At 59.1% G+C, this 14187-nt stretch carries 9 protein-coding genes and 3 rRNA genes (1 of these 12 running past the window's edge); 5 read left to right on the top strand and 7 right to left on the bottom strand.

From position 1 onward, the window contains the following. Positions 1–6: 6 nt before the first annotated feature. From C5F70_RS23885 to C5F70_RS23895, 3 genes are read right to left on the bottom strand one after another with little or no spacing between them, the layout of a single operon-like run. A complete protein-coding gene (locus tag C5F70_RS23885; protein WP_017845544.1) occupies positions 7–858 on the bottom strand; it encodes an ABC transporter ATP-binding protein in 852 nt (283 codons plus the stop codon). A gap of 1 nt (position 859) precedes the next feature. Further along, complete coding sequence (locus C5F70_RS23890) at positions 860–1885, bottom strand: ABC transporter substrate-binding protein (RefSeq protein WP_017845545.1); 1026 nt, start codon at positions 1883–1885, stop codon at positions 860–862. Positions 1886–1899: 14 nt separating this feature from the next. Next, the gene (locus C5F70_RS23895; RefSeq protein ID WP_102618795.1) at positions 1900–2793 is read right to left on the bottom strand and encodes a TauD/TfdA family dioxygenase; all 894 of its coding nucleotides are present in this window, start codon (positions 2791–2793) and stop codon (positions 1900–1902) included. A gap of 332 nt (positions 2794–3125) precedes the next feature. Here C5F70_RS23895 and C5F70_RS23900 point away from each other — a divergent pair, with 332 nt between their 5' ends. From C5F70_RS23900 to C5F70_RS23920, 5 genes are all read left to right on the top strand, one after another. Further along, a complete protein-coding gene (locus C5F70_RS23900) occupies positions 3126–3824 on the top strand; it encodes a GntR family transcriptional regulator (RefSeq protein ID WP_026139846.1) in 699 nt (232 codons plus the stop codon). A gap of 379 nt (positions 3825–4203) precedes the next feature. Continuing rightward, positions 4204–4962, top strand: coding sequence for a DUF3050 domain-containing protein (locus tag C5F70_RS23905; RefSeq protein ID WP_046385135.1), 759 nt, complete (start codon positions 4204–4206; stop codon positions 4960–4962). Then, on the top strand, positions 4959–5906 hold the full coding sequence (locus C5F70_RS23910) for a diiron oxygenase (RefSeq protein WP_104904166.1): 948 nt from the start codon (positions 4959–4961) through the stop codon (positions 5904–5906). Before C5F70_RS23905 ends, C5F70_RS23910 begins: the two co-directional genes overlap by 4 nt. Beyond that, a complete protein-coding gene (locus C5F70_RS23915; RefSeq protein ID WP_104904167.1) occupies positions 5903–9271 on the top strand; it encodes an amino acid adenylation domain-containing protein in 3369 nt (1122 codons plus the stop codon). The genes C5F70_RS23910 and C5F70_RS23915 overlap by 4 nt, the downstream gene beginning before the upstream one ends. Before the next feature lie 19 nt (positions 9272–9290). Continuing rightward, positions 9291–9749, top strand: a complete 459-nt coding sequence (locus C5F70_RS23920; protein ID WP_104904168.1) for an SRPBCC family protein — start codon at positions 9291–9293, stop codon at positions 9747–9749. 39 nt (positions 9750–9788) lie between these two features. Here the strand turns inward: C5F70_RS23920 and C5F70_RS23925 are convergent, their stop codons facing one another. The 4 genes from C5F70_RS23925 to C5F70_RS23940 form a co-directional block, all read right to left on the bottom strand. Continuing rightward, positions 9789–11669, bottom strand: a complete 1881-nt coding sequence (locus tag C5F70_RS23925; protein ID WP_104904169.1) for a methyl-accepting chemotaxis protein — start codon at positions 11667–11669, stop codon at positions 9789–9791. A gap of 346 nt (positions 11670–12015) precedes the next feature. Further along, positions 12016–12131, bottom strand: a 5S ribosomal RNA gene (gene rrf, locus C5F70_RS23930). Between the two features lie 109 nt (positions 12132–12240). Beyond that, positions 12241–12356 (bottom strand): 5S ribosomal RNA (gene rrf / locus C5F70_RS23935). A 156-nt stretch (positions 12357–12512) separates the two neighbouring features. Further along, a 23S ribosomal RNA gene (locus C5F70_RS23940) occupies positions 12513–14187 on the bottom strand (it continues 1217 nt past the right edge of the window).

A 14187-nucleotide genomic window follows, 5' to 3' on the forward strand; every position in this document is an offset into this window, starting at 1 on the left:
GGCCCTTCAGTAAGCGATGCGGATATCGGCGAAGCCCAACTCACGTTCGGCTTCGGGGGCTTCATCGAACAGCAGGCGATGAATCCTTCGCGCCGAGGCCTGGAATTGCGCACCGCCAAGGCTGTGCAGATCGTATTGATGGCTGTGGATTTCCGCGCGCACGCGCCCGGGATGGGGCGACAGCAACAGGATGCGATTGCCCACCACCAGCGCCTCTTCGATGGAGTGGGTGACGAACAGCAAGGTGAAACGCACCTCTTCCCAGAGCCGCAGCAACTCTTCCTGCATCTTGCGTCGGGTCAGCGCATCGAGGGCGGCGAAGGGTTCGTCCATCAACAGGATTTTCGGCTGCATCGCCAGGGCGCGGGCGATGGCCACGCGGGCTTTCATGCCGCCGGAGAGGGTGTGCGGATAGGCGTCGGCAAAGGCACTAAGGCCGACTTTGTCGAGGTAGTGCAGCGCGCGTTCTTCGGCGTCCCGCCGCTTGAGGGTGTTCGACGCCAGCAGCGGGAACATGACGTTTTGTTTGACGGTTTTCCACGGCGGCAACTGGTCGAACTCCTGGAACACCACGATGCGGTCTGGACCGGGCTGTTCGACCTTCTGCCCCAGCAGGCGGATCTCCCCTTCGCAAGGCTGGATAAACCCGGCGATGGACTTGAGCAAGGTGGATTTGCCGCAACCCGACGGGCCGAGCAACACGTAGCGGTCGGCCGGGTCGATGTCGAAACTGACTTGGTGCGTGGCCCGCACCACGCGCTCGGGGGTGCGGTATTCGAGGCTGACGTTATCCACCGCCAGCAGCGCGGCGGCGGTGGGCAGGTTGCTGGCCGTGTGGCCTTGCAGAGGCGCGTTCATCTCAGCTTCCTTGCAGGGGCTTGGCGTCCTGGAAGAAGTAGTCCTTCCACGATTCCGGCTTGTTCTTGATTGCGCCGACGCGGTAGAGGAACTCCGCCAGCGGGTAAGTGTTTTTCGGCGTGACACTGAACTCGAATTGCGGGTTGTCGATGATTTTCAGCAGCTCGGCACGGTCGATCTTGGCCTTGGTCACGCGGATGTAAGTGTCGGCGGCGGCGCCTTTGTCGTGCTGGGCGAACTGCGCGGCTTCGGTCAGCGCATCGACGAATGCCTTGTAGGTTTTCGGGTTGTCGTTACGGAATTTTTCAGTGGCGAACAACACCGTCGGCGAGTTCGGGCCCAGCAGGTCATAAGTGTTGAGCACCACATGCACATTGGGGTTCGCCAGGGCCTGGTCCTGGAACGGCGGGTTGGAAAAGTGCCCGGTCAGCTCGGTACCGCCGGCGATCAGCGCCGCCGTGGCGTCGGGGTGCGGGACGGCGACGGTGTACTGATCGAGGCGATTGAATTGCTTGTCGCCCCACTGCTTGGCAGCTGCGTATTGCAGGAAGCGCGACTGCACCGACACACCCACCGCCGGTACCGCGATGCGGTCGTTATCGGTGAAATCGGCGATGGTCTTGACCTTGGGATTGTTGCTCACCAAGTAGTAGGGAAAGTTACCGAGGGAGGCGACGGCCTTGACGTTCTGCTTGCCGCGGGTACGGTCCCAGATGGTCAGCAGCGGCCCGACGCCGGCACCGGCAATGTCGATGGAACCGGAGAGCAACGCATCATTCACGGCCGCGCCGCCGGAGAGTTGGGTCCAGTCGACCTGGATATCGAGGCCTTCCTGCTTACCGTATTTTTCGATGAGGTGCTGGTCGCGCACCACGTTGAGCAACAGGTAGACGATGCCGAACTGCTCGGCGATGCGAATCTCACCTTCAGCCTGCGCCACCGTCGGGGCGACGAGGCTGCCGGCCAACAGGCTGATACCCAGGCCGAACGTGGCGGCCAGCCGCGCAAATGGAATGTTTCTGGACATGGTCATGCTCCGAATCAGAAAGGCGCGTCGCCCTGGATGGTGGTGCGGTACAGCTTGCGGCGCAGATGGCTCGGGCAACCGGTAGCCAGGTGGATCAGCGAGCGGTTGTCCCAGAACACCAAGTCGTGGGGCTGCCAGTGGTGGCGGTAGATATTGTCCGGCAGCACGCTGTGGGCGTAGAGCTGGGCCAGCAGGTCGCGGCTTTCGTCTTCCGGCAGGCCGACGATGCGGGTGGTAAAACCTTCACTGACGAACAGCGCCTTGCGGCCGTTTTCCGGGTGGGTCCGCACAATCGGGTGGACCACTTCGGCGACCTGGGCGAGCTGCTCGGGGCTCAGTGTCGGGCGCCAGTTGCCTTCGAATTTGGTTTCGCTGTAACGCGCGGTGTAGGAATGCGCAGCGCTGCGGCCGTGTACGGCGTTGCGCAGGTGCTCGGGCAAGTGGTCCCAGGCCTTGTGCATGTCGGCAAACAGGGTGTCGCCGCCTTCGGCTGGCAGTTCCCGGGCATGCAGCATCGAGCCCAGGCTGGGCAGTTCTTTATAGGAAAGGTCCGAATGCCAGAACTTGCCCGCATCGCCCAGGCCGATGGCTTGGCCGTTTTCGATGATGTTGGAGACGATCAGGATTTCCGGGTGGTTGGCCAGCAGGAACTGCTTGAGCACATGGATCTGCAGCACGCCAAAGCGGCGGCTGAAGGCGATCTGCTGGTCGGGGGTGATGCGCTGGTCGCGAAAGACCACCACATGGTGATCCAGGTGCGCGCGGTGAATGCGGGCGAAATCCTCGTCATTGACCGGGCGGGACAAATCCAGGCCGATGATCTCGGCCCCCACGCTGCCGGGGAGTGGACGAATCTCGAAGGTTTGGGCGTTAGGGATCGCTGCTGGAACAGTGGAGGTGGCTGACATGAATTCACTCCCGATTGGACAGGAGAGTGACTTTATAGATATAAGAACTGTATTTTAAATACCGTTAGAGAATATGCATAGACAGGAATGCACCGACGAAACCCTGCGTTGGGCGGCGGGAATGGAACAAACGATGGCGGTGAAGTGTTCAATGCAGGGCAATCCGACACCTCCGTGTAAGACACCGCAAAAGCTCGATGTGGGCACCCAGAGTGGCGTGTTTAGCCGCTTACAAGCCGAAAACCTTGCTCGTTTGACAAGCCTGTAGGCAATCTCTAGTGTGCATTGGATCCAATAAGCCATTGCCATTCTATGAGGAGGCTAGCGTAGCCGTGACGCAAAAGCCGAGCCCTTTGAGCAGTATCAAGGTCAGCGGGCCTATTCCCGCCCATCTTGCTCGTTCCGTAATCGAAGAAACCTTGCGCAACGCCATCCTCGATGGCCGATTGCCTTGTGGTACCGCCATGCGCCAGCAGGAGCTGGCCAGCCTGTTCGGCGTCAGTCGCATGCCCGTGCGTGAAGCCCTTCGGCAGCTGGAAGCCCAGTCGTTGCTGCACGTCGTGACGCACAAGGGGGCGGTGGTTGCACCGCTGATCGAAGACAATTCGGCCGAGACCTACGCCCTGCGCATGCTGCTGGAGTCCGAAGCGCTGCGCTTGTCGATTCCGTTGCTCAGCGCAGACGACATTGCCCAGGCCGATGCCTTCATCACGGCGCTGGAACAAGAGAAAGACTATACCGAGATCGGCCGGCTCAACCGCCTGTTCCACATGGCGCTGTATGGCAAGGCCCCCAACCGGCGGCTACTCACGCTAGTCGAACACGGTTTGAATGAAGAGGAGCGCTTCCTGCGTTTCAACCTTGAAGCGATGGGGCTCGGCGAGACGTCCCAGGAAGATCACCGCGAACTGTTGAGCCTGGTGGCGCAGAAGAAGGTCGACGAAAGTATCCTGACGTTGCGCAATCACTTGATGCGAGGCATGGAGGTCATCAGCACTTACCTCAAGGGCCTTGAGGCGACCGGCAACTGACCTTTCCCAGCCTGCTTCACCGATCAAGCATTGCCGGGCGGCCTTCGCTGTTGGCAGAACCCGCATCAAGACGCCCTGGTTAAAACTATTCGACTGCGTAATGCCTGCTAATGTTCGAGAAACTTCCCACGCTTAATAATATAACTTACCCACAATCGGAATCTTTTCGAAAAAACATCTAATACATTTATAAGCTCGCCCAAACGTTTAATCGGCTTATTATCTTTCTTCAATAAACCAAGCACCTCAACAGCCTGCACGAACCCTTGTTTGGGCAGCGCTGCGCGCGCTGCTTGGCTAAACGTTATCTGTCCGCTTTTGGGCTGCAAAAGCCCAGCACTGTTTTCAGAGCAGTCGCAACAACTTATAGGCATCAACTATGTATCAAGGTTTACTTAAACAAAAAAAACTGCAGTTATGCAGCCATCCGTTATTTGAAGAAATAACTTCACTCGGCAAGTTACAAATCTTTATGGAAAACCATGTATTTGCCGTTTGGGACTTCATGAGCCTCACCAAACGCCTGCAACGGGACCTGACCTGTACGCAATTACCCTGGCTCCCGCCGACCGACCCGCAAGCCGCCCGCCTGATCAACGAAATCGTGCTGGGCGAGGAGTCGGACGAACACCCCCGGCGCGGTCATTGCAGCCACTTCGAGCTGTACCGCGAAGCCATGCTCGAAGTGGGCGCCAGTACCCACGCTATCGATACGTTCATCACGCTGCAACGTCGGGGCGTCGAGGCCAATGCCGCCCTGGGCCAGGTCGATGTGCTGCCCGGCGTGGCCCGCTTCGTCGCCAGCACGTTGCACATCGCGTTGAATGCGCCCACCCATTGTGTGGCCGCCGCCTTCCTGCACGGCCGCGAAAGCATTATCCCGAGCATGTTCGAACGGCTGTTGCAGGGCAGTGAGATCATCAGAAGCCAGGCGCCAACCTTGGGCGAGTACCTCAACCGCCACATCGAACTGGACACCCAAGACCATGAGCCAGGGGCGCAGAGGATGCTCCAGGGCCTTACCGACAACGCACCCGAGCGCCAGCAACAGGCGGCTGAAACCGCGGTCAACGCCGTGGAAAACCGCATCAAGCTCTGGGACGACGTACACACCTTGCTGCAACAGGTGCGCCCATGAACATCAGCGCCTACCGCTCCATCGCCGAAGACTGGGAACGCCGCGCCACCATCCGCACACGCCCTCGCCGCCTGCTGGAAAACGACGACAAACTGATCTATCCGCAGTGCCGCCAGCCCCTGGTGCTCAGCGCGACCTTCCTTGAACATTGCCCGCAGTGGCGCGACTTCGTGCTGTTGCAAAGCTTCTACAAATTCATCAATGACGTGGTGATTTTCGAAACCGAGATCGTCGACAGGACCGCGCGTAACATCGCCAAGAACCGTTTCGCCCTGCCCTTCCCCCTTGTGTGTCGCTATGACGCAATGACCGTCGTGGTGGACGAGGACTATCACGCCCTGGTCGCGCTGGACTTCCTGCAACAGACCGTGAAGATGACCGGTATATCACCGCTGGATCTGCCCGGGCAGATCGAACTGAGCCGCGCCCTGCCGGCGGCGCAGGCGCAAGCCCCGGCGCACCTGCGCGATGCAGTGGAATTGATTGCCGTGGCCATTGCCGAAAACACCGTGACCCATGACGTGGCGGCGTTTTCCAGGGATGACAGCGTCAAGGCCTCCATCCGTGGCTTGATGGCCGATCACCTGTTCGACGAAGGGCGCCATGGGCAGTTCTGGACGCGTCTGGTGCGCCTCTATTGGCAGGCGGCAAGCCCGGCTGACCGCGACAGCATTGCGCCGGTCTTGCCCATCTTTCTGGCGCATTACCTGACTAACGAGCTGCAAAAATCCTTCGACCTGCAACTGATCGATCAGTTGGACGTCAGCGCTGATGTTCGCCATGCGCTGCGGGCCGACATGGCGGCACTGGAGTTCCCCATCACCCGCCACCACCCGCTGATCGGCAACATCATGGGCTTTCTGCAACACAGCGGTTTGCTGCAGACACCGAGCGTGGCCCTGGCATTGGCCGACTATCTGCCGGTGGCCGGGAGAGCGGCATGAGGCGCCTGACAATTGGATGGTTGGGTATCAGCCGTGCCCTGGATGCGGTGAGGCTGGAGCTGGAACAGTATGGTCATCTGTCGGGGCATGACGCTGCCGACCTGGTGATCGAGGACGGTAGCGAGTCACTGCCCGCGCACCTGGCCGCCGCTCCACGCATCAGCCTGCGCCTGGGCGTCGGCCCGCTGACGGAGCATGGGTTGCCGCGGCTGCAGTTACGCGCTTATGCCGCCGGCCAACGCTTGCTGGCCGTGCTGGACCTTGCCGACGCGCCCAGCGGCAATGGCCAGCGACTGCGCCTGCAAGCGACAAGCGCGCTGGTGGAATGGGTCGCCGTGCTGGTCAGCGGCTTCGCCCGCGACCCGGAGTATTGCCCCGCCGCGGCCGGCACCAATGCCTGGCCCGAACACAGCTTGCAAAAGCTGGAGGCACTGGCGTTCGTGCATCGGTTCAATCACACCGCCGATGTGCAATTGCTGCAGGCAGCGCAGGTGCCGATGATCGAACGACTGCAGGCCAGCCTGCTCACCTTCGCCGCACGACCGGCGCTGAACATTGCCGGCCGTGTGCTGACCTACCGGCAATTGCACGCTCAAGCACGGGCGATCCAGCAACGCCTCGGCCCACTGCTGGAAGGCCTCGAGGTACCACCGGTGGTCGGGGTGTGCCTGGAAAAAACAACGGCGTTGTATGCCAGCATTCTTGCGGTGCTGGGCTGCGGCGCGGTTTACCTGCCGCTGGCACCGGATCATCCGGCGCAACGCCAACAGGCCATGCTGGACAGCGCGGGAGCCAGGCTGTTGCTGGATGATGGCGGCCACCCACTGCGCGAGTACTTCGTTTCATTGGATGTCAGTGCGCTCGATCAGCACGACACGTCACCGTTGCTGCAGCATCGCCCCTCCCCGGATGCACCGTTCATGGTGCTCTTCACCTCGGGCACTACCGGCCGCCCCAAAGGCGTGTTGCTGAGCCAGAGCAACCTGGCCCATTTCACCGCCTGGTTCGGCGGTTGCATGGGGCTGGACGAGCAGAGCCGGGTACTGCAGTTCGCTTCGTTGAGCTTCGACGCCTCGCTGATGGATATCTTCCCCAGCCTGATTGCCGGCGCCGAGTTGATTGTTCCAAGCGAGGCGCAACGACGCGACCCGCAGCAGTTGGTAGAACTGATCCGCCAGCAGCAGATCACCCATGCCTTCCTGCCACCGGCGCTGCTGAGCATCCTGCCGCTGGACCAACCGCTGGGCCTGACGCACCTGCTGACCGGCGGCGATGCCTGCGAACCCTATGTGATCGAACGACTGGCCGGCCAATGCCAGTTGCACAACCTCTATGGCCCCACCGAAGCCACGGTGCTGGTCACCCATCGCACGTTGCGGCCCGGGGACAGCAATCGCAACGCCGGCCGTCCCATCGCCAACAGCCAGGTGCTGATACTCGATGAGCATTTGCAGCCGGTGGACGAACAGGTGATGGGCGAGCTGTACATCGTCGGGCCGGGCGTGAGCCTGGGGTACTTGAACGCAACACAACTGCGCGACGACCCTTTTGTCGAACTGGTACTGCCGGGAGGACAACCCGTGTGCGCCTACCGCAGCGGTGATTACGCAAAGTGGACCGGCGACGGCATCGAGCTGGGCGGGCGTCGGGACGAGCAAGTGAAGATTCGGGGGTTTCGAGTCGAACCCCAGGAGATCGAACAGTGCCTGCGTGCCAGCCGCCTGTTCCGCCAGGTGGCCGTGGTGATCGACGATGATCGCAGGATTCGCGGTGTGGTCGCCCAGCCGGAACCGGGTGCCACGATGGACGACCTCAAGCAGCATGCACGGCAGTGGCTGCCTGATTACATGCAACCCGAGCGGTGGATCGAACTCGCCGGCCTGCCTTACGCGAGCAACGGTAAAGTCGATCGCCAGGCCTTGTTGCAACTGCCGGTGCAGCGCCCTTCGAATCACACCGCAAAGGCCGCGCAAACGCCGCTGCAGGTTGAGCTGTTGGGGCTGTGGCATGAGTTGTTGCAGCTTCCTACGGGCACGTTGTCCATCGATGACAGCTTCTTTAACGTCGGCGGCCACTCCATTTTGCTATCGAGCCTGCTGCTGCGGGTTCGCGAACAATTTGGTCGCAGCCTGCCCCTGAACAGCTTTTTTGAAATGCCGACCATTCGCACGCTCGCGGCGCTGCTGGAGGACGGCCCGCGCGCTGCCGCACCCGTCGGCCAGGCGGTTCAAGACGCGCAGCGGGAACCGGCTTTTGAGGTGCTGCCCGAGGACCGCGCCGGTGATCGTCGCAAAGTGATCGTGACGGGGGCCAACAGTTTTATCGGGGTCCACATTGTCGAAGCCTTGCTGGCCGGCGGTGCGACCGAAGTGGCATGCCTGGTGCGGGAACTGCCGAACCAGCCGGCAACGGTACGGTTCACCCAGGCGTTGCAGGAGTACCGCCTGGAACATCTGGACCTGAGCCGGGTGCAGGTGTACGCCGCCGATGTCAGCCAGCCTGGCCTGGGCCTGGCCGCCGAGGTGTACGAGCGCCTCGCCAGGGACTTTGGCGTGCTGGTGCATAACGCGGCGCGGGTCAACCATGTGATGGACTACGCGTCGCTGGTGAAAGACAACGTCGACCCGGTACTCGAATGCGTGCGCCTGTGTGAAACCCACAGCAAAAAGGTCTTCAACTTCATCTCGACACTCTCGGCATGCAGCGCCATCGACGCCGCGGGACAGGTCCTCGAGTCGCCTGCTGCGGCGACACCGCCGATCTACATCAAGAATGGTTACAACCTGTCCAAATGGGTGGCCGAGCGGCTATCGGCGCGCGCGCTGGAGCAAGGTGCCTGGGTGAATATCTATCGTCCGGGCAATATCAGTTTCAACAGCCAAAGCGGTGTTTGCCAACCACAGAAAAATCGCCTGATGCTGATGCTCAAGGGCTCGCTGCAGTTGGGCCTGGTTCCGCGCTTAGCGGTGAACTTCGACCTGATGCCGGTGGACTTTTTTGCACGCTTCATCGCGTTCCACTGCGCTCATTTCGCAACCGGGCGCAGCGTGTACAACCTGCATAACCCACAACCCCTGAGCTGGGAGCAGTACCTCGATGCATTCAGCGACGCCGGCTACACATTCGAGCGGGTCAGTGTCACGCAGTGGCAACGGCAACTGCGAACGGTGGGCCGCGAAAATGCGCTGTTTGGCGTGCTGGGTTTTTACCTGGACGGGTTGGGTGAAGACATCGGCGATACGTCGATGATCCGTCACGACAACGCACGCCGGGGCGTGGAAGAAATGGGTAAGCCGTACCCCGAGAAAAGCCCCGCGCTGTTAGGCAAAGGCTGCGACTACCTCAAGGCCATCGGCTTTCTCTGAACCGCCTCAGGACAACCTCATGAAACCGTTGCAACCCGATACATTGATCCGCAACCCCCGGGGCACACCAGTGGTGGCCTCTGTCGTAGTCACCTGCGAGGCCGCCAGGCTGTGGGGCTTGGTGGGGGACTTTGCAGGCTTTGATGCGTTCATTCCCGCCTTGTCGCACATCGAAATGACCGGCACCGGCGTAGGCGCTTTACGCACGAAGTATTTCCACGATGGCCATTGTGCGGTGGAGCAGCTCAACAGCCGTGACGAAGAGGCCATGTTCATGACCTGGACCACGGTCTACAACACCTTGGGCGTGGCCCGCTTGTGGGCGGCAATGCGTGTGGAGCCACTTGGCTTCGGATGCTCCAGAGCGACCTGGACGCTCATCGGCGAACCGGTCGACACCGCGCAGGAAGGGTTCGAACACTTTATGCAGAACTTCGCCGACGGCGCCCTGGAAAATGTCCGACAAATGCTCGGCTAAGCAGTAGGAGCGAGAGGCCTCGCTCCTATGCCGTTGAGGTCAGATCTTGAAACTGTCGACCAGTTGTTTCAAGCGGCTGGCCTGTTGAGACAACGCGTCACAGTCCTTCAATGTTTCATTGAGGTTGACCACGCCTTGCTGGTTCAGCAGGTTGATCTGGTTGATGTCGACATTGAGGGTTTCCACCACCGCGGTCTGCTCCTCGGTGGCGGCGGCGACCGACTGGTTCATGCCGTCGATTTCAACAATCCGCTGCGTCACGCTGATCAGGCGCTCACCGGCCTGGTTGGCGACTTCGACGCTCTCTTCGCTGGAGGTCTGGCTCGCGTTCATGGTGGTCACCGCTTCACGCGAACCCACTTGCAGCGAAGTAATCATTTTGTGGATTTCCTCCGCCGACTCCTGGGTACGGTGAGCCAGGTTGCGCACTTCATCGGCGACCACGGCAAACCCGCGACCCGCTTCCCCGGCACGGGCGGCCTCGATCGCGGCGTTGAGCGCGAGCAGGTTGGTCTGCTGGGAGATGCCTTTGATCACATCGAGAATGTGGCCGATGTTATCGGTGCTGGCGTTCAAGGTTTCGATCTGGGTGCAGGACAGGCTGATCTTTTGCGACAGTTCCGACATCGCCAGGATGGTTTTCTCCACCACTTTGCGCCCATCGTCAGCCTGCTCGCTGGCACCACTGGCGTGCTGGGAAGCGTCAGCGGCGTTACGCGCGATTTCCTGGGTAGCGGCGCCCAGTTCGTTGATTGCCGCCGCTACGCTGTTGGTGCGCGCGCTCTGCTCGTCAGAACCGACGATCGAGGCGTTGGACGACGCCATTACGCGCTGGGACAAGTCATGCACCTGGCGCGTTGCCGAGGACACCTCTGAAATCGAGGCGTGGATACGCTCGACGAACTGGTTGAAGGCACTGCCTACCTCGCCAAACTCATCTTTGCTGGTCACGTCGAGGCGGCGGGTCAGGTCACCCTCACCCTGGGCGATGTCCTGCATGGCAACGCCCATGGTGGTCAGCGGCCGCAGCAGTACTTGGATCAGCAAGCTCAAGAGCACCGCAATCGCCACCACGGCAATCAGCATGGCAATCAGCGCGGAGGTGCGGAATTTACCCAGGGGTGCGTAGGCTTTGTCTTTATCAATCGACAAGCCGATGTACCAGTCCGCACCTGGCAAGCCGGCGATAGGGGTGAAGGACAGAATGCGATCCTGACCGTTGAGGACAACATCCTGGTTAAGCTTCTCGATGCGGACGCTGGTGCCTGGGTAGATGTCCTTGAGGTTCTTCATCACCTGGCCCTGATCGGGGCTGACGATGACCTGACCGTCGCCGCTGACCAGGAACGCATGGCCGATGCCGCCGAAGTCTACCGAGTTGATGATCTTCACCAGCGTTTGCAGGCTCAGGTCACCACCGACCACGCCCAGCAACTCGCCGTTCTTTTTCACCGGCATGGCGATGGTCACGATCTGCCCACCCACGGCTGCCATGTAAGGCGGGGTCAGCATCGGTTTGTCAGCCGCCACGGCTTGCTTGTACCAAGGACGCTGGCGCGGGTCATAGCCATCGGGCATTTTTGCGTCGGGGCGTTGGGTGAACACGCCGTTGGTTTGGCCGACGTAAGTGAACTGGAAGTTCGAGGTGAGTGCGGGCTGATCAACCAAGCCTGGAAGATCTGCAGCACTGCCCTGGTGAGCCATGTTTTGTGCCAGGTTTTCGAGTATCAACACGCGGCCACTGAGCCAGTTCTGCACACTGCTGGCGGTGAGTTCTCCGGATTGCTGGATGGACGACTCCAGGTTCTGTTTGATGGTGCTGCGCTGTAAGTAATCGTTGTACAACGTGAATAACGCGAAGGCCAAGACCACGACGCCTGACGCGGCCAACAGAATTTTATGACTGAACTTTAGATTCATTTCATCGACTTCTTTTGCCAAAGGGGGGGAGCGTGCTGGGTGGAACATTCCATGTAACGCCTGGGCAGACGCTTGATCTGCTCCAAATCGGTGCACGCATGGCTCGTCAGGCTTTCGGCCAAATGAAGTGGAATCTTAAGGTTTTGTCAGAAAGATCCTCTTTTTGAGTGGGAAACAGACCGGCGGTACAAGCAAGGCGTCCGAAACTGCAAAGTCTTGCAGTTTTCCAGGACGGATGAGCATCGATCAGATGCAGGGAGTCAGCTGAGCAGATATGCGACCAAAGCAGACCTCTTAAACGACAAAACCCCTGTCTGCTCAAGCAGACAGGGGTTTCGGAATTTAATCTTGACGATGACCTACTCTCACATGGGGAAACCCCACACTACCATCGGCGATGCATCGTTTCACTGCTGAGTTCGGGATGGGATCAGGTGGTTCCAATGCTCTATGGTCGTCAAGAAATTCTGTGTACCAGACCGTTGCCTTGGCAACGCTCCAGTGAAATTCGTGGACTTCTACTAAAACAAAACCCCTGTCTGCATAAGCAAACAGGGGTTCTGGAATTTAATCTTGACGATGACCTACTCTCACATGGGGAAACCCCACACTACCATCGGCGATGCATCGTTTCACTGCTGAGTTCGGGATGGGATCAGGTGGTTCCAATGCTCTATGGTCGTCAAGAAATTCGGGTACTGAGTCGTGGCCAGCTGGCCTCGCTTCAGCAAATTGGGTATGTGATAGTTTTCGGTGTTTTGTAAGAGTCGAACTTTCGGTTCGTTTCGTCTTCACACACCGCAATCTGGTCTCTTCCGAGTTCGCAAATTGCTTGGGTGTTATATGGTCAAGCCTCACGGGCAATTAGTATTGGTTAGCTCAACGCCTCACAGCGCTTACACACCCAACCTATCAACGTCGTAGTCTTCGACGGCCCTTCAGGGGACTCAAGGTCCCAGTGAGATCTCATCTTGAGGCTAGTTTCCCGCTTAGATGCTTTCAGCGGTTATCTATTCCGAACATAGCTACCCGGCAATGCCACTGGCGTGACAACCGGAACACCAGAGGTTCGTCCACTCCGGTCCTCTCGTACTAGGAGCAGCCCCTCTCAAATCTCAAACGTCCACGGCAGATAGGGACCGAACTGTCTCACGACGTTCTAAACCCAGCTCGCGTACCACTTTAAATGGCGAACAGCCATACCCTTGGGACCGGCTTCAGCCCCAGGATGTGATGAGCCGACATCGAGGTGCCAAACACCGCCGTCGATATGAACTCTTGGGCGGTATCAGCCTGTTATCCCCGGAGTACCTTTTATCCGTTGAGCGATGGCCCTTCCATACAGAACCACCGGATCACTAAGACCTACTTTCGTACCTGCTCGACGTGTCTGTCTCGCAGTCAAGCGCGCTTTTGCCTTTATACTCTACGACCGATTTCCGACCGGTCTGAGCGCACCTTCGTACTCCTCCGTTACTCTTTAGGAGGAGACCGCCCCAGTCAAACTACCCACCATACACTGTCCTCGATCCGGATAACGGACCTGAGTTAGAACCTCAAAGTTGCCAGGGTGGTATTTCAAGGTTGGCTCCACGCGAACTGGCGTCCACGCTTCAAAGCCTCCCACCTATCCTACACAAGCAAATTCAAAGTCCAGTGCAAAGCTATAGTAAAGGTTCACGGGGTCTTTCCGTCTAGCCGCGGATACACTGCATCTTCACAGCGATTTCAATTTCACTGAGTCTCGGGTGGAGACAGCGCCGCCATCGTTACGCCATTCGTGCAGGTCGGAACTTACCCGACAAGGAATTTCGCTACCTTAGGACCGTTATAGTTACGGCCGCCGTTTACCGGGGCTTCGATCAAGAGCTTCGCGTTAGCTAACCCCATCAATTAACCTTCCGGCACCGGGCAGGCGTCACACCCTATACGTCCACTTTCGTGTTTGCAGAGTGCTGTGTTTTTAATAAACAGTCGCAGCGGCCTGGTATCTTCGACCGGCATGAGCTTACGGAGCAAGTCCTTCACCCTCACCGGCGCACCTTCTCCCGAAGTTACGGTGCCATTTTGCCTAGTTCCTTCACCCGAGTTCTCTCAAGCGCCTTGGTATTCTCTACCCAACCACCTGTGTCGGTTTGGGGTACGGTTCCTGGTTACCTGAAGCTTAGAAGCTTTTCTTGGAAGCATGGCATCAACCACTTCGTCATCTAAAAGATGACTCGTCATCAGCTCTCGGCCTTAGAATCCCGGATTTACCTAAGATTCCAGCCTACCACCTTAAACTTGGACAACCAACGCCAAGCTGGCCTAGCCTTCTCCGTCCCTCCATCGCAATAACCAGAAGTACAGGAATATTAACCTGTTTTCCATCGACTACGCTTTTCAGCCTCGCCTTAGGGACCGACTAACCCTGCGTCGATTAACGTTGCGCAGGAAACCTTGGTCTTTCGGCGTGGGTGTTTTTCACACCCATTATCGTTACTCATGTCAGCATTCGCACTTCTGATACCTCCAGCAA

Source organism: Pseudomonas sp. LH1G9 (genome assembly GCF_002949975.1).
GTDB lineage: Bacteria > Pseudomonadota > Gammaproteobacteria > Pseudomonadales > Pseudomonadaceae > Aquipseudomonas > Aquipseudomonas veronii.

Coding starts and splice junctions, on each gene's coding strand:
- C5F70_RS23885 (WP_017845544.1), bottom strand. CDS start 858: ATGAACGCGCCTCTGCAAGGCCACACGGCCAGCAACCTGCCCACCGCC.
- C5F70_RS23890 (WP_017845545.1), bottom strand. CDS start 1,885: ATGTCCAGAAACATTCCATTTGCGCGGCTGGCCGCCACGTTCGGCCTG.
- C5F70_RS23895 (WP_102618795.1), bottom strand. CDS start 2,793: ATGTCAGCCACCTCCACTGTTCCAGCAGCGATCCCTAACGCCCAAACC.
- C5F70_RS23905 (WP_046385135.1), top strand. CDS start 4,204: ATGTATCAAGGTTTACTTAAACAAAAAAAACTGCAGTTATGCAGCCAT.
- C5F70_RS23910 (WP_104904166.1), top strand. CDS start 4,959: ATGAACATCAGCGCCTACCGCTCCATCGCCGAAGACTGGGAACGCCGC.
- C5F70_RS23915 (WP_104904167.1), top strand. CDS start 5,903: ATGAGGCGCCTGACAATTGGATGGTTGGGTATCAGCCGTGCCCTGGAT.
- C5F70_RS23920 (WP_104904168.1), top strand. CDS start 9,291: ATGAAACCGTTGCAACCCGATACATTGATCCGCAACCCCCGGGGCACA.
- C5F70_RS23925 (WP_104904169.1), bottom strand. CDS start 11,669: ATGAATCTAAAGTTCAGTCATAAAATTCTGTTGGCCGCGTCAGGCGTC.